Source organism: Frankia sp. Allo2 (genome assembly GCF_000733325.1).
Lineage (GTDB): Bacteria > Actinomycetota > Actinomycetes > Frankiales > Frankiaceae > Frankia > Frankia casuarinae.
Genome location: NZ_JPHT01000001.1, coordinates 437,598 through 460,189, shown reverse-complemented (window position 1 = coordinate 460,189; position 22,592 = coordinate 437,598). Strand labels below are relative to the sequence as shown.

Below are 22,592 nucleotides of genomic sequence, written 5' to 3'. Positions count from 1 at the left end.
AGGCCGATGACAAGACGACAGGCGGACCACGGAGTGNCCCCGNGGGNCCAGCNGCGCNNAAACCGCCGATGCAGTCGGTCGACCCCCACACGAGCGCCAAGATCGGGGATACATTTCATCAGACGTCATCAGCCGGCGATGCCGCAACACCGGACCCGCGATCTGTGTCGCGGCACACCGGATTGATCCTCCTCGTGGGAGGGTAATGGCGCCGTGATGTCGGTCGCCCGAAGCACGGGACGGCCGGAGGCACACAAGGAGGATCCGTGGACCTGTCCCTCACGACACGCCAGGAAGGCAACCACACGGTCGTGGTGGTGGGCGGCGAGATCGACGTCTACACCGCGCCGAAGCTTCGCGAGCAGCTCATCGATCTCGTGTCCGGGGGGTCATACCACCTCGTCGTCGACATGGAAGGCGTCGAGTTCCTCGATTCGACGGGCCTCGGGGTCCTCGTCGGCGGGCTCAAGCGGGTGCGTGCGCACGAGGGTTCGCTGCGTCTGGTCTGCACTCAGGAGCGCATCCTGAAGATTTTCCGGATCACCGGCCTGACCAAGGTCTTCCCCATCCACTCCTCCATCGAGGAAGCCCTTGCCGCCAGCGACTGAGCCGGACATCACTCTTTCGCGAAAGGCAGGCCCGCCGTATGCCCACCGTTGAGCTGCGGTTCGCTGCACTGAACGGGCACGTTCGTACCGCCAGGATGATCGCGACGGCGGTCAGCCGGCGCGCGGGAGTTCCGGTCAGCGCGGCCGACGAGATCAAACTTGCGGTGACGGAGGCATGCACCCGAGCGGTGCGCGTCAACCGCAGGCATGCGCCGCAGGCCCCGGTGCATGTCGCGCTCACCGATGGCGCCGATTCCTTCACCATCACGGTGGCCGACTGCGGCCGGACCGGAGACGAGGTCGCCCCCGGTCCGGACGGTGGCCTCGTCACCGCGACCACCCTGCTCGAACTCGGATCCGAGTCGACTCAGCCGCCGGGTTGGGCGGAACCGGCGGACGACGATCCCTCGGCGGACAACTCTGGTTTCCCACCGGGGCTCGGACTCGCCCTCATCGAGGGACTCGTCGACGAGATCGAGATCAGGCGTGGCCCCGACGGCGTGGGTACGGTTGTCGCGATGACCTGGCACACCGGCGCCACATCGGACCCCTGCGAATCCGCGGTGTAGGACCTCTCCGGTCTCCCTGCCTGGGCCCGGCGACTGTTCCAGCCTCCGACCGTGCCGCCATGTGCCCCGCGCCAGGTTCCGAAGGTGGGGCACATGGAACCTGACATGGAGGTGGAGCCACGGCGCCAGTCTGCCATGTCAGTAACAGCACGAGCGATCTTTTTATGCCGAATATTCCTGAATCGATCCGTTTCCGGATTATCGCCGGGGCGGTGAGAGGTACCCGAGAGCACGCGACCCGGGCCGCCGCTGCTGAAAAACGAGCGCACGTCACAGACGTGTGGATAGACTCCGCCGCATCTCATGGACGGCTGATCCAACCATCCGTGATTCCCTTGGTGCTCCCCGTGAGACCGGTCAGATGCTTGGAAATGGGAAGAACCGACCGATCTCGCCCAAAGCGCCGCCGGATGCGGCGCGTGGCCGTGACCGTCTCGATGCCGTGGCGACCGCCGAAAGGGCGCCCGAGAGCACCGGCACCCTCACGGAGGGCGCACAGAGCAGACCGGGAGGAGCCATGTCCTCGATCCAAGCCCTACAGGCCGAGGGCTCTGGAATTGACCTTAGCGGCAGAGCCCTCGGCCTGGTCGCCGGTGTGGCGATAGTCGCAGCCCTCGCATTGCTTGTTGCCGGTTATCTGGTTCGTGAGGTATTGGCGGCGAGTCCAGGCACCCCGAGGATGGTGGAGGTCGGCCGGGCGGTCCAGGAGGGCGCCGCCGCCTATCTCAGACGGCAGTTCACCACACTCGCGGGATTCGTCGTCGTCATCCCCTTCGTACTGCTGCTCCTGCCAGCCGAGAACACTGGAGCGAAGATCGGTCGGTCGATCTTCTTCGTGGTCGGTGCGATCTTCTCCGCGTTGGTCGGATTCGTCGGGATGTCGCTGGCGACCCGGGCCAACACCCGCACTGCCGCCGCCGCCATGACCCGAGGGGAACGAGCCGCCGTCCGCATCGCCTTCCGCACCGGGGGGGTGGTGGGGATGTTCACCGTCGGTCTCGGACTCCTGGGGGCGGCGGCCGTGGTCCTCGTCTTCCGGGACACCGCCCCCCAGGTCCTGGAGGGATTCGGATTCGGCGCCGCTCTGCTCGCGATGTTCATGCGAGTAGGCGGAGGGATCTTCACCAAGGCCGCCGATGTCGGGGCGGACCTGGTCGGCAAGGTGGAACAGGGGATTCCCGAGGATGATCCCCGCAACGCCGCGACGATCGCCGACAACGTCGGCGACAACGTCGGCGACTGCGCCGGCATGGCCGCCGACCTGTTCGAATCCTATGCGGTGACGCTCGTCGCGGCGCTGATTCTCGGGGTCGAGGCGTTCGGCGAACGCGGCCTGGTGTTCCCCCTGCTCATCCCGGCGGTCGGGGTTGTGACCGCGGTCATCGGAATCTTCGCGGTGTCGCCGCGGGCCGGTGACCGCACCGGAATGTCCGCCATCAACCGGGGTTTCTTCATCTCCGCGGTGGTGTCCGCGATCGGCGTCGTCGCCGTCTCACTGCTCTACCTCCCGACGAGCTTCGCCGATTTCCCCGGGATGCAGGGAAGCACCCAGTCCGGTAATCCACGAGTGATCGCGATCGGCGCGGTCCTGATCGGGATCGTGCTCGCCGCCGCCATTCAGCTGCTAACCGGGTATTTCACCGAGACCGGCCGCCGGCCGGTGCGGGACATCGCAAAGGCGTCGCTCACCGGACCAGCCACCAACATCCTCGCCGGAATCGGGGTGGGTCTGGAGTCGGCGGTCTATTCTTCGCTGCTCATCGGTGCCGCGATCTTTGGCGCCTACCTGCTCGGCTCCGGCAGCGTCACGATCGCGCTGTTCGCGGTGGCGCTGGCGGGGACCGGTCTGCTGACGACGGTGGGTGTCATCGTCTCGATGGACACCTTCGGGCCGGTGAGCGATAACGCACAGGGCATCGCCGAGATGTCCGGCGACATGGACGAGGCGGGTGCGGCCATCCTCACCTCGCTCGACGCCGTCGGCAACACCACCAAGGCGATCACGAAGGGCATCGCGATCGCCACCGCGGTGCTCGCCGCCTCGGCGCTGTTCGGCTCGTTCACCGACACCGTCACGACGGCTCTCCGCGACGCCGGAGCGCTGCCCGAGGCGGGTCGGGGCATCGTTGGCGGCCTGAACATCGCCTACCCCGACGCGCTGGTCGGGCTCACCATAGGTGCGTCCGTGGTCTTCCTGTTCTCCGGGCTCGCGATCAATGCGGTGGGCCGCGCGGCCGGGCGGGTCGTCCTGGAGGTACGCAACCAGTTCCGGTCCAGGCCTGGAATCATGACCGGCGACGAGAAGCCGGATTACAGTGCGGTCGTCGACATCTGCACCCGCGATTCGCTCCGCGAACTGATTACACCGGGAACGCTGGCGGTTCTCGCCCCAATCGCGGTCGGTTTCGGCCTGGGATACCCGCCACTCGGTGCGTTCCTCGGCGGCGCCATCGCCGGCGGCGTGCTGATGGCCGTGTTCCTCGCGAACTCCGGCGGGGCCTGGGATAACGCGAAGAAGATGGTCGAGGACGGCCACCACGGCGGAAAAGGCTCGGAGGTCCACGCGGCCACGGTGATCGGCGATACCGTGGGAGATCCATTCAAGGACACCGCCGGCCCTTCGATCAACCCGCTGCTCAAGGTGATGAATCTGGTCAGCCTGCTGATCGCTCCGACGGTCGTAAAGTACTCGGTGGGCGCGGACGAGAACACGGGGCTGCGCATCGGTGTCGCCCTCGCCGCCCTCGCCGCCATCGCAGCCGTGATCATCATCTCCAGACGACGGAGCTCAATGATCAACGATGTGCCCGATATGACACAACCGACACCGGCTCCCAGCGAGAAGATCAACGCCTGACCCACATCGCTCCGCCACCGCCGACCCCCGCGGCTCGCACGAGGCCACGCGGGTCGGCGGCGCTGTTTCACACCGATGGAACCTCGAGAACCGATGGAACCTCGGAATCGGGATCGGGTACCGCCCGTGGGCCGGGTGATGCGCCAGCGGACCATCCGTGCCACCCACGTCGGATCGGGGAAGCAGTGGGTGAGCGTCGGGCTACGGTCGCCATACCCGGACGGGAGGATCCGCGAGACGGAATGGCGGCGTACGGTGCTGCGAGGCACCGCTCTCACTCCGACGGCCGCCGCCCGCACGACCACCGNCCGCCGGACACCCGCGCCGCCCCCGCCAGATCCAGTAACGCGCTCCGCCTCCGCAACATCCGCCATGTTCGAGACCTACGCTCCGTAGAAGCAACCTACGCTTTCGCCCCACAGAGCACTAAAACGAGCACGTCGCACCGAGGAGAGAAGTGCCAGCGCGCACGAAGACGACGACACGGGCGACCGCGCGGTCATCCGCACCGGTCGCCGAGCCCACCGAGGCCGGGCTCCCGCCGGAGACCGGCTCGAGCGAGGCATCGGCCGACGTACCCGCCGGCGCCACCAGCCGGACGGCGAACGGGCGAACGGAGGCTGGCCATTCGGCGAACGGCTCAGGCGGAGCCACCGGCGCCCACGGCAGCCGCGCCACCGGCTCCGGCCCGGGCAACCGCCTGGTGATCGTGGAATCGCCGGCGAAGGCGAAGACGATCGCCGGCTATCTCGGTCCGGGGTGGCAGGTCGAATCCAGTATCGGGCACATCCGTGACCTCCCGCGCAGTGCCGCCGATGTCCCGGCCGCGCACAAGGGCAAGCCGTGGGCTCGGCTCGGCGTCGACGTCGACAACGACTTCGAACCGCTCTACATCGTGACGCCGGACAAGAAACCGCAGGTCAGCAAGCTCAAGGCGCTCGTGAAAGACGCCAGCGAGCTCTACCTCGCGACGGACGAGGACCGCGAGGGCGAGGCCATCGCCTGGCATCTGCTCCAGACACTGAAGCCGACGGTGCCGGTCAAGCGGATGGTGTTCCACGAGATCACCCCCCAGGCGATCCAGCGGGCCGTCGACAATCCGCGCGATATCGACAAGAACCTGGTCAACGCTCAGGAAACGCGTCGCATCCTGGACCGTCTCTACGGCTACGAGGTCTCTCCCGTGCTGTGGAAGAAGGTCATGCCGAGGCTGTCGGCGGGCCGGGTCCAGAGCGTGGCGACCCGCATCCTGGTGGAGCGGGAACGTGCCCGGATGCGGTTCCACTCGGCGGAGTACTGGAACATCGAGGGCCTGTTCGGGGCGACCGTCGCCCGCCAGGCGTGGTCGGGCGCGGACGGCACACCGGGATCCGGGCCGGATGGACCCGGCGCCGGGTCCATCCGCGGCGACGGGGTCGAGAAGACCCCGCTCCCGGCAACCCTGATCGCCCTGAACGGCAACCGGATCGCGACGGGTCGTGACTTCTCCCCGACGGGGCAGCTCGTCTCCTCCGGGGTGACGCGGCTGGACGAGGCCACCGCCCGGTCGCTGGCCGAGCGGCTCGCCGACGCCGCATTCACGGTGCGCTCGGTGGAGACCAAGCCCTACCGCCGTTCGCCGTACCCACCGTTCATGACCTCGACGTTGCAGCAGGAGGCCGGCCGCAAACTGCGCTTCTCCAGCCAGCGCACGATGCAGGTGGCGCAGCGGCTGTACGAGAACGGCTACATCACCTACATGCGGACGGACTCGACGAACCTGTCCAAGACCGCCCTGACCGCGGCCCGCGCGCAGGCGGCGAGCCTGTACGGGCCGGAGTACGTGCCGGCACGCCCCCGCACGTACGCCAAGAAGGTCAAGAACGCGCAGGAGGCCCACGAGGCCATCCGACCCGCCGGGGACCACTTCCGGACCCCGGGTGAGGTTCGTGGCGAGCTCGACGTCGACTCCTACCGGCTCTACGAGCTGATCTGGCAGCGGACGGTGGCCAGCCAGATGGCGGACGCCCGCGGCACGAGCGCCACGATCCGGCTCGGCGCGACCTCGTCCGCTGGGGAGGACGCCGAGTTCTCGGCATCGGGGAAGGTCATCACCTTTCCCGGTTTCCTGCGCGCCTACGTCGAGGGCGCCGACGATCCAGACGCGGAACTGGAGGACCGGGAGCGGCGGCTGCCGGACGTACGGCAGGGCGACCCACTGACCACCCGCTCGCTGACCCCCCGCGGGCACACCACCAGTCCGCCGGCGCGCTTCACCGAGGCCAGCCTGGTCAAGACGCTCGAGGAGCTCGGGATCGGTCGGCCGTCCACCTACGCCTCGATCATCGGCACCATCCAGGACCGCGGCTACGTGTGGAAGAAGGGCTCGGCCCTGGTGCCGAGCTTCGTCGCGTTCGCCGTCGTCGGCCTGTTGGAGGACCACTTCACCCGGCTGGTCGACTACCGGTTCACCGCGACGATGGAGGACGACCTCGACGACATCGCCGCCGGCACGGCCGCCTCGACCGACTGGCTGACCCGCTTCTACTTCGGAACCGGCGACGGCACCGACCCGGCCGCCGACGGACTGAAGCACCTGGTCAATGAGCGGCTCGGAGAGATCGACGCCCGCGAGGTGAACTCGATCCCCCTCGGCGAGACCGACGACGGCACCCTGCTGGTCGTCCGGGTGGGCCGCTACGGCCCCTACGTCCAGCACGGGGAGCGCCGTGCCAGCGTGCCGGACGATCTCGCACCGGACGAACTCACCGTCGACAAAGCGCTGGGGCTGCTGGCCGCGCCCAGTGGCGACCGGATGCTGGGAATCGACCCGGCGTCGGGGGCGACCATCACGGCGAAGGCGGGTCGCTTCGGCCCCTACGTCACCACCGACACTGACCCGCCGCGCACGTCCAGTCTGCTGCGTGGCATGTCGTTGGAGACGCTGACCCTCGACGACGCCGTGCGGTTGCTCACCCTTCCGCGCATTCTGGGTGCGGGGGATGACGGGGAGGAGGTCACCGCCCAGAATGGCCGCTATGGCCCATACGTGAAGAAGGGTGCCGAAAGTCGGTCGTTGGAATCTGAGGATCAGTTGTTCACCGTGACCCTGGACGAGGCCTTGGCGCTGCTCTCCCAGCCCAAGGCCCGCGGTCGGCGCCAGGCCGCGCAGAGCCCGCCGCTGCGCGAGCTCGGGACCGACCCGGCCAGCGGCAAACCGATGGTGGTGCGGGAGGGCCGGTTCGGCCCCTACGTCACCGACGGTGAGACCAACGCCAGTCTGCGCAAGGGCGACACGGTCGAAACGATCACCGATGAGCGTGCCGCGGAGCTGCTGGCAGACCGTCGGGCCCGCGGACCGGCCACCGCGAAGCGTCCTGCCCGGGGCACCGCGAAAGCCGGCACCGCCAAGACCGGCCCGAAAACCACCAAGGCCAAGCCGGGTACGGCGAAGTCCGGCACCGCGAAGTCCGGCACCGCGAAGTCCGGCACCGCGAAGTCCGGCACCGCGAAGACCGGCACCGCGAAGACCGGCACCGCGAAGACCGGCACCACCAGGTCCAAGACCGCCCGGACGGTGACGGACGACGGCGGCGGCTCCGATGGCTCCGATGACTCCGGTAGCTCGTCGTCCAGTGGCACCCGCCGGACGGACTGATGGCGCTGCCGATCGGTAGGAGCCCTGGAGAACCTGGAGAAGCGGACGCGCCCCGGGTGGTTTCCGAGGTTACGGCGTTCACCATCGGCGACACGGAGACCACATCTGGTAACGCAGAGTCGTCCAATGTGACCGGCAGGTCCACCACCCCGGTCGAGACGTCCGGAGGAGACCCTGTGGCCACCGACCATGCAGCCGGATCTCGGGACGCCGGGCGGCGCCCACCCTGGCCCGTCCGGCGACCGCGGGTCCGCCGCTCGCCGAGCAGGCATCCGGTGACGACGGTTCCCTCGCCGCCAATGCCGTCCACCATCGCCGCCGGAGGCGACAGCGACATCCGGGCCGTCCTGCGGATCCCCGCGTTCCGCCGGATGTGGATTCAGCTCAGCCTGTCCAGCCTGGGTGACTGGATGGGTCTGCTGGCAACCACCGCACTGGTGACCCAGCTCCAGGAGAGCTTCTCCGGGCAGGCGTACGCCATCGGCTCGCTGCTGATCGTCCGGTTGATGCCGGCCCTGATCCTGGGCCCACTCGCCGGTGCCCTCGCCGACAGGCTGGACCGCCGGCTGACCATGGTCGTGACGGACGTCATGCGGTTCGGGCTGTTCATGTCGATCCCGATCATCGGGACGCTCAAGTGGCTGCTCATCGCATCGTTCCTGGTGGAGGCGGTCACCCTGGTGTGGGCGCCGGCGAAGGACGCGAGCGTCCCGCACCTGGTGCCCAAGGAGCGGCTCGCGGCCGCCAACACCCTCAGTCTGATCATGACCTACGGCACGGCCCCGATCGCCGCGACGATCTTCACGATGCTTGCGACGATCTCACGGACGCTCGGCTCCAGCGTGTCGTTCTTCCATGACTCCTCGGTCGACCTCGCGTTGTACTTCAACGCGGCGACGTTCCTCGGCTCGGCAATCGTGATCTGGGGACTGAAGGGCATCGGACGGGCCGCGCGGCCGGAGACCGGCCCCGAGCCCGGGTTCTTGGCCTCCATCACCGAGGGATGGCGCTACGTCGGCCAGGACAAACTGGTCCGCGGACTCGTCGTGGGCATCCTGGGCGGGTTCGCCGGCGCCGGCTGCGTCATCGCCCTCGGCCGGCTCTACGTCGAGATCCTGGGCGGCGGCGACTCCGCGTACGGGGTGCTCTTCGGCGCGGTGTTCGTCGGCCTCGCCGCCGGCATGGCCGCCGGTCCCAAGCTGCTCGGCGACTACAGTCGGACCCGCCTGTTCGGCGTCTGCGTGACCGGGGCGGGTATCACCCTGGTGATCGTCGCGATCATCCCGAACCTGGTCATCGCCTGCATCCTCGTGGTCGCGGTGGGGGCGTTCGCCGGCGTGGCCTGGGTGACCGGATACACCCTGCTCCAGGCCGAGGTCTCCGACGAGCTGCGGGGGCGCACCTTCGCCCTGGTGCAGTCGCTGGTCCGCATCGACCTGCTGCTCGTGCTCGCCGCCGCGCCCGGCCTGGTTGGCCTCATCGGCTCGCACAGGATCCATCTGTGGGGCGACATCAACGTCCGCGCGGACGGCGTCACCGCGGTCCTGCTCGCCGGCGGTCTGCTCGCCGTCGCGGTCGGCCTGTTCTCCTATCGGCAGATGGACGACCCGACCGGAGCCGCGGTCTGGCCCGAGCTGTGGAACGCGCTGCGCGGCCGGCGGCCGGCGGCCACACGTCCCCGCCGCACCGGCCTGTTCATCGCGATCGAGGGCATCGATGGCGCCGGCAAGAGCACACAGGTGGAGCTGCTACGAACGTGGCTCGCCTCCTCCGGCCGGGAGGTGGTGGTGACCTCCGAATCCGGCGGCACCGCACTGGGAACGGGCCTGCGAGAACTGCTCCTCGACCCGACGGTACGGCTGCACCCCCGGACCGAGGCGCTGCTGACCGCGGCGGACCGCGCCGAACACGTCGCGCAGGTGATCGAACCCGCGCTGGCCCGGGGAGCGATCGTCATCACCGATCGTTACGTCGACTCGTTCATCGCCTTCCAGAGCGTGAGCCAGGCCCTCAGCACCGACGAGCTGTCCGTCCTCACCCAGTGGGCGACGCACGCGCTGCTTCCCGACGTCACGGTCCTGTTGGATCTGCCGGCCGAGATCGTCCTGCGCCGCGCGCGGATGACCGCGTATCCTGATCCGCCGCCGGGGCCGCCGGGGCCGCCGGGGCCGCCGGACGGCCCGGCCGAGGCGGACGACGCCGGGAAGTTGACCTTCCAGGGCCGGGTACGCGACACGTTCCGTCGGCTGGCGCAGAAGGAGCCCGATCGTTACCTTCCGCTAGACGCGACGCGGTCACCGGAGGAGATCCACGCCGAGATCCGCTCGTTCATGGCCAGCCGCATCGATCGGCCAGCCGTCCTGCTCGGTGTGCTCTGACCGACGCGCTCCGGACCGGCGTGGCTCGGGGATGATGGCCCGGTGACGGTCTGGGAGACGCTTGTCGGGCAGGACGCGGTGGTCGCGGCGCTGAGCGCCGCGGCGTCCGCCGCGAGTGCCGGGCTCGCGAGTGGAGGCGGCGCGCCGGCTGCCGCCCGTGCCGGGATGACGCACTCGTGGCTGTTCACCGGACCCGCCGGGGCAGGTCACCAGGACGCGGCGCGCGCCTTCGCCGCAAGCCTCACCTGCGAGAACGAGCCGCCGGGCTGCGGCGAGTGCACCGGCTGCCACACCGTGCTCACCGACACGGCCACCGATCTGCGAACCGTGCAACCGGAGGGGCTCTCGCTCGGTGTGAAGGACGTGCGCGCGCTGGTACGCGACGCCGCCAGCGCCCCGACGGCCGGCCGCTGGCGCATCCTGCTGATCACCGATGCGGACCGGCTCACCGAGGCCGCGGCGAACGCCCTGCTGAAGGCCCTCGAGGAGCCGGCGGATCGGGCGGTGTTCCTGCTCTGCGCCCCCTCCGTGGAGGACGTGCTGCCCACCATCCGTTCCCGCTGCCGGACGGTCGCGCTACGGCTGCCCTCGGCCACGGACGTCCGCGACGCGCTGGTTCGCGAGGGAGTCAACGAGCAGGTCGCCGAGACGGCGGCGCGGGCTTCCCAGGGTCATCTGGCCCTGGCGCGCCGGCTCGCCTCGGATGAGCGGGTCCGGGCCAACCGGGCGGCGGTGTTGCGTATCCCGGCCCGGCTCGGCCGGGTCGGTGACTGCCTGGCCGCGGCGGCCGATCTGGTGAGCGCGGCGAACGCCGACGCGGAGGCCGCGAATGCGGAACGCGACGAGGTGGAGACCGAGGCGCTGAAAACCGCGCTCGGCGTCGGTGCCACGGCGGTCGGCGGGAAGTCCAGGTCCGCGCGGGCCCCGAAGGCGGGGGCCAAGGGCCGGACGATGGTGGTGCGGGGTGCCGCGGGGGCGCTCAAGGAGCTGGAGCGGACCCAGAAGAGCCGAGGTCGCCGCACCGTCCTCGATGCGCTGGATCGGGCCCTGGTGGACCTCGCGGGGCTGTACCGGGATGTCCTGGTCCAACAGCTCGGCGCCGGTGTCGACGCGATTCATCCTGATCACTGCGTCGAGGCCGCCGGATACGCCGCGGCCTGCACTCCGGAACAGACACTGCGCCGGCTGGAGGCTGTCCTCGCGACCCGGGCGTCACTGGCCAGAAATCCCGGCCTCGTCCCACTGCTCGCGGTGGAGTCGCTCACCCTCGCGCTGCGCGACACCTGACAACCGGCGACCGGCGACCGGCGGTGGGGACGAACCGGCGTAATGGCCTGTCTGGGCGGAAGGCCGGGCATATCCTGATCGCGACGCGGACATGCCCTTCGACCAGGTCCGCCCGGGCGGGACCCGGCGGGCGCAGGGAGGTGACCGGTCGGATGCCGATGATGTGCGCGGTGGCGTTCTCCCCACGGGGCAAGCTCTACTATGCCGATCCTGGTTCCTGCAGCCCCCGGGTCGGCGACCGGGTGCTCGTCCCCACCGAGGAGGGCCCCGAGGTCGCCACCTGCATGTGGGCGCCCCAGTGGGTCAGCGACGACATCGGCGACCTGCCGGTGCTCGTCGGGATGGCCGACGCGTCCGACATCCAGCGCGAGCAGGTCTCCCGGCGCCGACGCGCCCGGGCGCGTGTCGCGGCCCGCCGCCTGGCCCGTGAGCATGACCTGCCGATGAAGATCGTCGGTGTTGACCACGTGATGGCCACCGGCGGCTACACGGTCTACTTCAGCGCGGAAGGCCGCGTCGACTTCCGTGAACTGGTGCGGGATCTCAACCGGACGCTGGTGGCGCGGGTCCAGCTGCGGCAACTGTCCGCCCGCGACAGCGCCCGGGTCCAGGGCGGGATCGGTTCCTGCGGCCGCGACCTGTGCTGCGCCACTTTTCTCAACGACTTTGAGCCGGTGAGCCTGCGGATGGCCAAGGAGCAGAACCTCGCCCTCAATCCGATGCGCATCAGCGGGGCATGCGGCCGGCTGATGTNCTGCCTGCGTTACGAACATCCCCTCTACGAGGAGTTCGCCGAAGCCGTGCCCGCGGTCGGAGACCGGGCGACGACCCCACACGGTGCGGGCCGGGTCGTGCGGCACGATGTTCCGCGTCAGCAGGTGGTCGTGGTTCTCGACGGCGGGGGCCGGACCTCGTGCGACCGCGCGGATGTCTGCGCCTCCCGGCGGGTCCACGACACCGCCCACCCCGGTGGCTTGGCGGGATGCTCCCCCCCGGGCAGCACCTCTACAGCCGGCGGGGAAACGACGACAGGAGGGGAAACGACGACAGGAGGGGAAACGACGGCCCTGCGGGAAGGACGTCACGGGTCGAAGCGGTAGCCCATCCCGCGCAGGGTCGTGACCAGCCGGCGCTGCGGTGGACGACCCTCGACCTTGGTTCGTACCCGCCGGACGTGCTCGGTGACGGTGGCGGGGTCCTGGAACCGCGTGCCCCACACCTGCTCGAGGAGTTCCTCCCGGCTGAAGACCCGCCGAGGATGCCGGGCGAGGAAGGCCAGCAGCTCGTACTCGCGCGCGGTCAGATCGATGCGCTCCCCGGCGACGGCGACCTCGCGGGCCCGCAGGTCGATGGAGACGTCTCCGTAGACGAGCGGGTCGCTGCCGTCCCCGGTGCGCTGCGGCGGCGGTTCCGCCGGCCGTCGGCGAAGCCGGGCGCGCACCCTGGCCACCAGTTCTCGCAGCGAGTAGGGCTTCACGACGTAGTCGTCCGCGCCCAACTNGAGGCCGACCACCCGGTCGACCTCCTCGGCCCGCCCGGTGAGCATGATCACNGGAACCTCGCTGGTCTGGCGGAGGCGGCTCAGGACGGCGAAGCCGTCCATCCTGGGCATCGCGACATCCAGCACCACCAGATCGATCTCGGTGGTCTGGAAGAGCCGAAGAGCGGCCTCGCNGTCCGCGGCCTCCAGCACCCGATAACCGAATCTCTCCAGGCTGCGCGCAAGTGCTATGCGAGATGCCTCATCGTCCTCAGCGACGAGGAGCGAGGCTCCTCGCGTCGTCGCTGCTGGTGCAGCGTCTCCGGCCCCGGTCATGGTGCGAAACCCTACGCATCCTCATCGGAACCACTGCGACCGGGGGTGGCGATTTACGGTGTTGCAGCACCCAAAACTAACTAAATGTGACATAAAGAAGATAATTTGCCGACTCAGGGCCATTTTGACGACATAGCACATCCCTCGCCATGACAGCCTGAGACGGAGGCATTCCAGACCGTGCCCGCCACTGGTGGCATCACCGTGGACGGCTGGGATCCGGGGCGACGGCGGGCATCTCGGCCCGCGAACAGCCACCGAACCACCGCCGGGTCGAGCCCGCCCACGCATCTGGCATACTCGACCCGGGCCAGTGCGGTCCTGGCCGTTCGCCGGAGTAGCTCAGTGGCAGAGCAATCGCCTCGTAAGCGATAGGTCGCGGGTTCAATCCCCGCCTCCGGCTCACTCCCCGATTCCGCTCGCACGATCATTACGCGCCAGGTAACCGTCATAGCCGGCACGTCCGGCCCGGCGGCGGGCCGGCTCCCGCCCCGGGCCCATCCCGTGGGTTCCTGAACCTGTCCCACCCCGCTTGGGACGTGGGACAGGTCGTCACGGATACCACAAGCCGGACGGAGGGATCAGGCCGACCTGGGTTCGGCCTCCTGGTCGTGCCCGTCCGCCTCCGCGGCCTCCGCCTCGCGCAGCCGCTTGATGGACGCCAGGATCTCCCGCTCAGCCTCCTTGCGGTCCACCCAGGATGCGCCCTCCACCGACTTACCGGGCTCGAGGTCCTTGTAGACCTCGAAGAAGTGCTGGATCTCCAACCGGTCGAACTCCGGCAGGTGCCGCAGATCCCGCAGGTGCTCCTGCCGGACGTCGGCCACCGGCACGCAGAGAACCTTGTCGTCCGGCCCCTTCTCGTCGGTCATCTCGAACATGCCGATCGTCCGGCNCCGCACCAGGCAGCCCGGGAACGTCGGCTCCTCCAGCAGGACGAGGGCGTCCAGCGGATCACCGTCGCGCCCGAGGGTTCCCTCGATGAACCCGTAGTCCGACGGGTAGTGGGTGGAGGTGAACAGCATCCGGTCAAGCCGGATACGGCCGGTGTGGTGATCCATCTCGTACTTGTTGCGCTGCCCCTTGGGGATCTCGATGGTCACATCGAACTCAAGGTCCACTCCGCTCCCTGTCTCCTTCGTCTTCGCCCGGTCCGCACCGGAGCGATCGCCGTTTGTCACATGGTGCTCGTTCGAGCCGTACCGTGCTCGTGGCGCAGTACGTCGTGCTCGTGCCGTACGTCGTGCTCGTGGCGCAGTACGTCGTGCTCGTGCCGTACGTCGTGCTCTGCCAGGCGGTGGACGTGCTCCGCCCGGGGCGCGGGCCACCCACCCCAGTGACCACAACGAGGCGTCACACCCACGACGGCGCACCTAGTGTCGCGGACGCCGCCTCCCACCCGAACCACTCCCACCCGAACCGCACCGGCACCACCACGTTTCCACCGCCGGATCTCCCGGGCACCGAAACCATGCTGGGCACCGGCGACACGCCCGGTGGGGCCTTCTTCGTACCAGTGCCGCCCGCCGACACGACACCTCCGGTGTCCCGTCGCACCCCCGGTGTCCCGTCGCGGCGGGACACCGCCGGGCAGGCCGGCGGCGACGGATCCGGGTTCACCCGCCGCGCCGTCGCCGACCGCCCGCTGGTTGCGTAGTGTCGGTGAGTGACGTCAGCCGCACCGGTCGCCCGGGTAGGGGGGCTCACCGCCCTGGCCGGCGCGCTGCTCGCCGGGTCCCTGTCCGTCGGTCCCACCACCGGATCAGCCGCGGAACTCGCCGGCAGCGGGTCCGACCGCGCGGGCGCTGCGGTGCTCGGCGGTCTCGATTCGGCCGCGCCGATCCCGCAGCCCGCGGCGGTGGCGGCCCGCCTCGCCGGCCCGCTGGGTGATCCCGTTCTGGCGCGGCCCGCGGCCTTCGTCATAGACGCACAGTCGGGTCGGGTGCTCCTCGACGTCCGGTCCCGCATCCCCGTGGCACCGGCCTCCACGTTGAAAACCGCGGTCGCCACGGCCGCGTTGACCACCTTCCCCGACGACCGGCTGCGGACCACCGTGGTCTACAGCCCGCCCGCGGGCGGGAACGCCCGCACATCAGGCGGAACACTGTGGCTCGTCGGCGGCGGAGATCCGACCCTGACCGCCTCCACCGCGCCCGGCGGCTATCCGGCTCTGGCCCGGCTGAGCGATCTCGCCGCTCAGGTCCGGGCCGCGGGTATCACCTCGGCGGCTCGGGTGATCGGCGATGGAGGGCTGTTCGTCGGTCCGGACCGGGCACCGGGATGGCGCGACAACTACGTGACCGACGGGGACGTCGCCCCGGTCTCGGCGCTGGAGGTCGACGCCGGACGGTCGGCACCGGAAGCCGTCGGACCGCGCAGCCCCACCCCGGCCGCCGCCGCGACCACGGCCTTCGCCGCGGCGCTCATGACCGCCGGAGTATCCGTCGGATCGGTGGCCACCGGCCCGGCGGACCCGGCCGCACAACGGGTCGCGGCGGTCTACAGCCCGCCGGTGCGGGTCTTGGTCGAACGCATGCTCACCCAGTCAGACAACGATCTCGCCGAGAGCCTGGGACGGCTCGTCGCCCATCGGAGGGGCCTGCCCGCCTCGTTCACCGGCGCCACCCGCGCGGTGAGGGACGTCCTCGCCGAGGCGGGCCTCCCCGTCGCAGGGATGGCACTGGCCGACGTGAGCGGCCTGTCCATCGCAAACCTGATCATGCCCATGACCCTTGTNGCCATCCTGCGCGCCGCCGTCCTCCCCGGTCGGCCGGCGCTGCGCACCATTCTCACGGGGCTGCCGGTAGCCGGGTTCTCCGGTACGCTAGGTGACCGCTACACCACTGGCGACACCGCCATCGGAGCGGGTGACGTCCGGGCGAAGACCGGCACTCTGCACAACGTCAGCAGCCTCGCGGGCCAGCTCGTCGACGCGGACGGCAGGCTGCTCCTCTTCGCGTTCCTCTCGCCCGCCGAGGAGGCGGGCAGCACCAAGGCCGCCCTCGACCGGGCAGCCGCGGCGCTCACCGGCTGCGGATGCACCCCGGCCCGGTCGACGACCGTGGCGATCCCACCGGCAGCATCGCGCCCACCGGCAGCATCGCGCCCACCGACCTGAGCAGGACCGTCGGCGCCCCGGCGCGTCCCATCCCGTTCTCGGCACGGTTCATGATCGGACCCAGACGACGGGCGAGCCCGGTACGCTCGGATTCGTGGACGCCGAGCTGGTCGACTGGGAACTCGCCGTGACGACGGCGAGGAAACTGGTTCGCCCCGGCCCGCAGATCTCGCGGGAGCAGGCCGGCGAGGTCGTCTCGGAGCTGCGGCGACTGGCCGTCGAGGCCGAGCGGCACGTCGAGGACTACACCCGGCTCACTCCCGCCGGGCCGGCCACCCCCATCACCGTGGTGGACCGGCTGGAGTGGGTCCGCTCCAACGTCGCCGGTCTGCGGGTGCTGACCTCCCCGTTGCTGGGCAAACTGTCCGAACAGCAGCGCGGCAACCTCGCCGCGGCGGTCGGTCGGCGGGTCACCGGGGTCCAGATCGGCACAGCCTTGGCCTATCTGGCCGGCAAGGTGCTGGGCCAGTACGAGGTCTTCCTCCCGCCGGAGGAGTACCAGGCCGGGAGGGACGATCCGGGTCCGCCCGACGTGCCGGGGTCGGTCGGGCGCCTCAGCCTGGTCGCGCCGAACATCGCGCACGCCGAGGCGGCCATGGGGGTCGTGCCGCGAGACTTCCGGATGTGGGTATGCCTGCACGAGCAGACCCATCGCAGTCAGTTCACCGCCGTGCCGTGGCTGCGGACCCACCTGGAGTCCGAGATCACCGCGTTCATTGAGGCCACGGACCTCGATCCGGACGTCCTCGCGGACCGCGTCCGCTCGGCGATGAGCGCGCTGCGCGGGGCGGTGTTCGACCGGGAGGCCGACAGCCCGAGCGTCGTGGAGGCGCTGCAGACCCCGGCCCAGCGAGCGGTTCTCGACCGCCTCCAGGCCATCATGACGTTGTTGGAGGGCCACGCCGACCAGGTGATGGACGCGGTGGGGCCGAAGATCGTACCCACCGTCGCCGACATCCGGACGAAGTTCGAGGGTCGCCGCGGCGGGGGATCGCCGATCGACCGGTTCGTCCGCCGGCTCCTCGGTCTCGATCTCAAGCTGCAGCAGTACCGCCAGGGCGGGGCGTTCGTGCGTGCGGTGGTCGCGCAGGCCGGGGTGACGGGTTTCAACACCGTCTGGGAGTCACCGGCGGCGCTGCCGACCCGCGCCGAGCTGGTCGATCCCACCGCCTGGATGCAACGGGTCCTGGGCAGCCGCCCGCCGATCTCGGCGTGAGCACCATGGTCGTCGGGGCCGCGGGGGTCGTCGGGGCCGCCGACTCCCCGGGCTGTTCCACATCCGCCTTCCGGCCGACGCTGTGACCCCACCGATCGCCGGTGAGGACCACACCGGCCATGCCGGCGACGTCCGACCGGGCGATCCGGCTCCGCGCACGGTTCTCTCGTCGAGATCTCCCACTCCCGCGGTCGCGGCAGTCAGGCTGGCGGTTCGCCGCGCGGTCACCGACCTGCCACCCGGCGGACTAGTGCTGGTCGCCTGCTCCGGCGGCCCGGACTCCCTGGCGCTCGCCGCGGCCCTCGCGTTCGTCGCCCCCCGCCGCGCCCTGCGGGCCGGCATGGTCACGGTCGATCATGGCTGGGACACCGGCTCGACCGAACGGGCGGAGCGCGTCGCCCGCCAGGGTCGGGCCCTCGGCCTGGATCCGGTGGAGGTCCTGACCGAGCACACCGCTCGCTCCGAGGGGATCGCCCGACAGGCACGGCGGGCCGCGATCGCGGCGGCCGCCGACCGGCTCGGCGCCCNGGCGGTGCTTCTCGGCCACACGCTGGACGACCAGGCCGAGACGGTGCTGCTGAGGCTCGCGCGGGGCGCGGGCGCCCGCTCCCTCGGGGGGATGTCGGCTGACGACGGCCTGCTTAGCCGGCCACTGCTCGGGATCCGCCGCGCGGACACCAGGGCCGCTTGCCTCGCCGAGGGGCTCGAGGTGTGGGATGACCCGACGAACCGGGACCCAGCGTTCACCCGGTCCCGGGTGCGTCACACGGTCCTGCCAGTGATGGAGACGGAGCTCGGCCCGGGCATCGCCGAGTCGCTGGCGCGCAGTGCCGATCTGCTGCGGGCCGACGCGGACGCCTTGGACGCCATGGCCGCCGAGGTCTACGGCAAGGTCGTCAGGGCTCGTGGCCGGCCGTGCACCGGCGAGGTCGCCTTCGACGTCGCCGCGCTGGCCGGGCTCACCGCGGCGGTCCGCGGTCGGCTGCTGCGCCGGGCGGCCATCGACGTCGGAGCGTCGGCCTCCGCGCTGCGCGCGGAGCACATCTGGGCGGTGGAGGAGCTGGTGACGCGGTGGCGCGGGCAGAAGCCGGTACCGCTTCCCACCGGCGTGCTTGCCCGGCGATGGGAGAACAGGGTCACGCTGACCGGGCCGGTGGTTCCTCCACCGCCGCCAGCCGGCCCCGCCGCCCGACGGTCGGATGCCGCCCGACGGTCGGATGCCGTCACCGCGCCACACATCAAGGAGGACGACCAGGTGAGTCAGACCGCGACGACGACCCCCGACACCGGAGGCGCCCATGACGGCCCCCGGCACAGCCCGCATCCCGACATCGCCGAGGTCCTGGTCAGCTCGGACGAGATCGCCGCGAAGATCGTTGAGCTCGCGGCCAGGGTGGACGCCGACTACGCCGGCCGGGAGATCCTGCTCGTGGGCGTGCTCAAGGGCGCCGTCATGGTCATGGCGGACCTGTCCCGCGCGCTGACGGTCCCGCTGACCATGGAGTTCATGGCGGTCTCCTCGTACGGGTCGTCAACCTCCTCGTCTGGGGTGGTGCGCATCCTCAAGGATCTGGACCGGTCGATCGAGGGCCGGGACGTCCTGGTGGTCGAGGACATCATCGACTCCGGGCTGACCCTGTCCTGGCTGCTGAAGAACCTGCGCTCACGCGGCCCCGCCTCGCTTGAGGTCCTGGNGCTCTTCCGTAAGCCCGAGGCTGTCACCGTGGATGTGGATGTCCGATATGTCGGCTTCGATCTTCCCGGCGCGTTCGTCGTCGGGTACGGCCTTGACTACTCGGAGTACTATCGAACCCTGCCGTTTGTCGGGACCCTCACGCCCGCGGCGATCGAGAGGGGCGCCCCGGCCTGAGCCCGCTGGCCTTCCGCCCGCTCGGATNCGCCCTCGGTCNCCGCATCCGCCACGAGCGAAACACCGAACACCATCAGACCGCCACGATCGGAACAGCGCGGGCCGCCGATCCGTTGGTCGGATGTACGCGCGGTGAGATGCGCGCACCGGCGGTACCCTCGGCACAAGGGAATCCCGATCGAGGGCAGCACACACGTCAGGAGGGTGGAGCGCTCGTGTCCGGTGCTCCAGACAGATGACTCCAAGAAGAATCTTCCGCGGCTGGGTGCCACTGCTGCTCCTGGTCCTGTTCGTGATCATTCTCACGACGGGCGTCCTCTCGGGTCCCAGTGAGTACGGCAAGCGAGACCTGAACTTCGTCCAGCAGCAGATCGACGAAGGCCAGGTGGCGAAGGCCAAGATCCAGGATTCGAAGCAGCTCATCCAGATCCAGACGAAGGACGGCCAGAAGTTCGAGTCGTCCTATGTCACCGAACAGGGTGTCGTCCTGGCGAACGAGCTCCGCAACAAGCGGGTCGCCTACGACGTCTCGGTCGACCGTGGAAACATCCTGGTCTCGCTCCTGCTGAACCTGCTGCCCGTACTGCTGGTCGTCCTTCTGCTGTTCTTTTTCATGAACCAGATGCAGGGCGGCGGTAACCGGGTCATGAACTTCGGCAAGTCCAAGGCGAAGCTGGTGAGCAAGGACACGCCGAAGACGACGTTCGCCGACGTGGCCGGTGCGGACGAGGCCATCGAGGAGCTCGAGGAGATCAAGGAGTTCCTCGAAAACCCGGGCAAGTTCCAGGCGATCGGAGCCAAGATTCCCAAGGGGGTCCTGCTCTACGGCCCGCCGGGAACCGGCAAGACGCTGCTGGCCCGGGCCGTCGCGGGTGAGGCCGGGGTGCCCTTCTACTCCATCTCGGGTTCCGACTTCGTCGAGATGTTCGTCGGTGTCGGCGCCAGCCGGGTTCGCGACCTGTTCGAACAGGCCAAGGCCAACGCGCCCGCCATCATCTTCGTTGACGAGATCGACGCCGTGGGCCGCCACCGCGGAGCGGGACTCGGCGGTGGCCACGACGAGCGGGAGCAGACGCTCAACCAGCTCCTGGTCGAGATGGACGGGTTCGACGTCAAGGGCGGGGTCATCCTCATCGCCGCGACGAACCGGCCCGACATCCTCGACCCGGCCCTGCTGCGGCCCGGCCGCTTCGACCGGCAGATCGTCGTGGATCGGCCGGACCTGCTCGGCCGCGAGGCCATCCTGCGGGTGCACGCCAAGGGCAAGCCGATCGGCCCGGACGCCGACATGATGGTCATCGCCCGGCGGACCCCCGGGTTCACCGGTGCCGATCTGGCCAACGTACTGAACGAGGCAGCCCTGCTGGCCGCCCGCTCCAACCTGAAATTCATCTCGTCGGCGCTGCTCGAGGAGTCCATCGACCGCGTGATGGCGGGACCGGAGCGCAAGACCCGCGCGATGAGCGACAAGGAGAAGAAGCGCATCGCTTACCACGAGGGCGGCCACGCCCTCGTGGCGCACGCGCTGCCCAACTCCGACCCGGTGCACAAGGTGACCATCCTGCCCCGGGGGCGCGCGCTCGGGTACACGATGCAGCTTCCCCTGGAGGACAAGTACCTCTCGACCCGCTCGGAGATGCTCGACCGCCTCGCCGTCCTGCTCGGCGGGCGCACCGCCGAGGAGCTGGTGTTCCACGACCCGACCACGGGGGCGAGCGACGACATCGAGAAGGCCACCCAGATCTCGCGAGCAATGATCACCCAGTACGGGATGAGCGACAAGCTCGGCGCGATCAAGTTCGGCACCGAGAACAGCGAGGTCTTCCTCGGCAAGGAGGTCGGCCACCAACGCGACTACTCCGAAGAGGTCGCCAGTGAGATCGACATCGAGGTGCGCCGGCTGATCGAGGCCGCACACGACGAGGCCTGGGAGATCCTGGTGACCTACCGGGACGTACTGGACAACCTCGTGTTGCGGCTGATGGACACCGAGACGCTGAGCAAGGACGAGGTCGCCGAGGTCTTCGCGACGGTCCAGAAACGCCCCGTGCGTGGCATCTACACCGGGGTGGGGCGTCGCGTCCCCTCCGACCGGCCACCGGTGCAGACCCCGGCCGAGCTCGGCCTGCTGACGGCGGATGTCGCCGACCTGGTGAACGACCCGGGCCACGGTAATGGTGCCGCCGGACGCGGACCGGGCGGCAACGGAACCGGGGGCAACAGGGCCGGCGGTCACGGTCAGCCCGCCGGCGTGCCGGGGGCACCAGCGGGCTCGGGCCCCGGGGTCGACCCGTCCGGTCCGGGCGGGGGCGTACCGCACGGCACGGATGTCGGTGGTCCGGGTGGGAATGGCAGCCCCGGGGGGCACGGTTATCCCCAGGGCCAGGGCACGCCGGCGCCCCCCGGAGGCGAGGGTCCGGCCCATGACGGGCCGAGGATCGCCAACCCGTGGGCCCCGCCAAGCTGGCCGAGCGACGACGAGAGGAGACGCCGTTGACGTCTTATTCCGACGAGGCGTCCACTGCCGCGGGCGAACGACGAAGTGAATCATCTCCCGCGGCGGAGGCCCCAGGAATGGACGGTTTCGGCATCCCGGACCCCGACGGCGACGGACCGGCTGCGTCAACCCTGGCGCCGGGCAATGGCAGGCCGCGGCAGGTCCGTCCCTTCGACCACGACCGAGTCGCACGCGCGGTTCGTGAGCTACTGATCGGGATCGGCGAGGACCCGGACCGCGAGGGTCTTCGCAAGACCCCGGACCGGGTCGCGCGGGCGTACCGGGAAGCCGTCGAGGGTCTTGGCCGGGATCCCTCCGAGGTCCTGACCACCGTCTTCGATGAGGGTCACGACGAGATGGTGCTGGTCCGCGACATCGATTTCTCATCGCTGTGCGAACATCATCTGGTCGTGTTCTCCGGCAAGGCGCACGTCGCCTACATCCCCAACAGCAAGGGCCAGATCACGGGCCTGTCGAAGCTTGCCCGGCTGGTCGACCTCTACTCCCGTCGTCCGCAGGTCCAGGAACGGCTGACCTCGCAGATCGCGGACGCCCTCGTCGAGGTGCTCGACCCGCGCGGAGTGATGGTCGTCATCGAGGCGGAGCACCTGTGCATGTCGATGCGCGGTGTGCGCAAGCCCGGGGCCACCACGGTGACATCCGCGGTGCGTGGCCAGTTCCTCAGCACCGCTACCCGCAACGAGGGCATGTCGCTCATCCTGCACAGGTAGCTCCGGGT

General features: G+C 70.0%; 15 protein-coding genes and 1 tRNA gene. 14 read left to right on the top strand and 2 right to left on the bottom strand.

The window, feature by feature from the left end; all coding sequences use genetic code 11:
• Window positions 1-266: 266 nt before the first annotated feature.
• The 7 genes from ALLO2_RS01910 to ALLO2_RS01880 all read left to right on the top strand — a co-directional run bounded on the left by ALLO2_RS01910 (window position 267) and on the right by ALLO2_RS01880 (window position 12,436).
• On the top strand, window positions 267-608 hold the full coding sequence (locus tag ALLO2_RS01910; RefSeq protein WP_011438656.1) for an STAS domain-containing protein: 342 nt from the start codon (window positions 267-269) through the stop codon (window positions 606-608).
• Between the two features lie 38 nt (window positions 609-646).
• A complete protein-coding gene (locus ALLO2_RS01905; protein ID WP_011438657.1) occupies window positions 647-1,177 on the top strand; it encodes an ATP-binding protein in 531 nt (176 codons plus the stop codon).
• A gap of 517 nt (window positions 1,178-1,694) precedes the next feature.
• A complete protein-coding gene (locus tag ALLO2_RS01900) occupies window positions 1,695-4,034 on the top strand; it encodes a sodium-translocating pyrophosphatase (RefSeq protein WP_011438658.1) in 2,340 nt (779 codons plus the stop codon).
• Between the two features lie 457 nt (window positions 4,035-4,491).
• Window positions 4,492-7,671 carry a type I DNA topoisomerase gene (gene topA / locus ALLO2_RS01895; protein WP_035729183.1) on the top strand — a complete coding sequence of 1,060 codons (3,180 nt, stop codon included), beginning with the start codon at window positions 4,492-4,494 and terminating at the stop codon, window positions 7,669-7,671.
• Between the two features lie 299 nt (window positions 7,672-7,970).
• Entirely contained in the window at window positions 7,971-10,049 is a 2,079-nt protein-coding gene (gene tmk, locus ALLO2_RS01890; RefSeq protein ID WP_330218945.1) for a dTMP kinase, read from the top strand.
• A gap of 42 nt (window positions 10,050-10,091) precedes the next feature.
• Entirely contained in the window at window positions 10,092-11,336 is a 1,245-nt protein-coding gene (locus ALLO2_RS01885; protein WP_011438661.1) for a DNA polymerase III subunit delta', read from the top strand.
• 152 nt (window positions 11,337-11,488) lie between these two features.
• Entirely contained in the window at window positions 11,489-12,436 is a 948-nt protein-coding gene (locus ALLO2_RS01880; protein ID WP_035729182.1) for a regulatory iron-sulfur-containing complex subunit RicT, read from the top strand.
• Here the strand turns inward: ALLO2_RS01880 and ALLO2_RS01875 are convergent.
• Window positions 12,418-13,152, bottom strand: coding sequence for a response regulator transcription factor (locus tag ALLO2_RS01875; protein ID WP_035729180.1), 735 nt, complete (start codon window positions 13,150-13,152; stop codon window positions 12,418-12,420). The two genes, ALLO2_RS01880 and ALLO2_RS01875, sit on opposite strands and share 19 nt — an antisense overlap.
• Before the next feature lie 331 nt (window positions 13,153-13,483).
• On the opposite strand from ALLO2_RS01875, the gene ALLO2_RS01870 reads away from it, so the two are divergent.
• Window positions 13,484-13,555 (top strand) — tRNA-Thr (locus ALLO2_RS01870).
• 178 nt (window positions 13,556-13,733) lie between these two features.
• On the opposite strand, the gene ALLO2_RS01865 is transcribed toward ALLO2_RS01870, so the two are convergent.
• Window positions 13,734-14,273 (bottom strand): inorganic diphosphatase, encoded by a 540-nt coding sequence (locus ALLO2_RS01865; protein WP_035729179.1) that lies wholly within the window; start codon window positions 14,271-14,273, stop codon window positions 13,734-13,736.
• A gap of 89 nt (window positions 14,274-14,362) precedes the next feature.
• On the opposite strand from ALLO2_RS01865, the gene ALLO2_RS25320 reads away from it, so the two are divergent.
• The 6 genes from ALLO2_RS25320 (at window position 14,363) to folE (ending at window position 22,584) form a co-directional block, all read left to right on the top strand.
• On the top strand, window positions 14,363-14,809 hold the full coding sequence (locus tag ALLO2_RS25320) for a hypothetical protein (protein ID WP_139139939.1): 447 nt from the start codon (window positions 14,363-14,365) through the stop codon (window positions 14,807-14,809).
• Between the two features lie 9 nt (window positions 14,810-14,818).
• Window positions 14,819-16,270, top strand: a complete 1,452-nt coding sequence (gene dacB, locus ALLO2_RS01855; RefSeq protein WP_011438665.1) for a D-alanyl-D-alanine carboxypeptidase/D-alanyl-D-alanine-endopeptidase — start codon at window positions 14,819-14,821, stop codon at window positions 16,268-16,270.
• Window positions 16,271-16,364: 94 nt separating this feature from the next.
• Window positions 16,365-17,486, top strand: coding sequence for a zinc-dependent metalloprotease (locus ALLO2_RS01850; RefSeq protein ID WP_011438666.1), 1,122 nt, complete (start codon window positions 16,365-16,367; stop codon window positions 17,484-17,486).
• Window positions 17,487-17,568: 82 nt separating this feature from the next.
• Window positions 17,569-19,356, top strand: coding sequence for a hypoxanthine phosphoribosyltransferase (gene hpt, locus ALLO2_RS01845; protein WP_035729178.1), 1,788 nt, complete (start codon window positions 17,569-17,571; stop codon window positions 19,354-19,356).
• 235 nt (window positions 19,357-19,591) lie between these two features.
• A complete protein-coding gene (gene ftsH / locus ALLO2_RS01840) occupies window positions 19,592-21,853 on the top strand; it encodes an ATP-dependent zinc metalloprotease FtsH (protein ID WP_011438668.1) in 2,262 nt (753 codons plus the stop codon).
• A complete protein-coding gene (gene folE, locus ALLO2_RS01835; RefSeq protein ID WP_035729386.1) occupies window positions 21,850-22,584 on the top strand; it encodes a GTP cyclohydrolase I FolE in 735 nt (244 codons plus the stop codon). Before ftsH ends, folE begins: the two co-directional genes overlap by 4 nt.
• Window positions 22,585-22,592 lie beyond the last annotated feature (8 nt).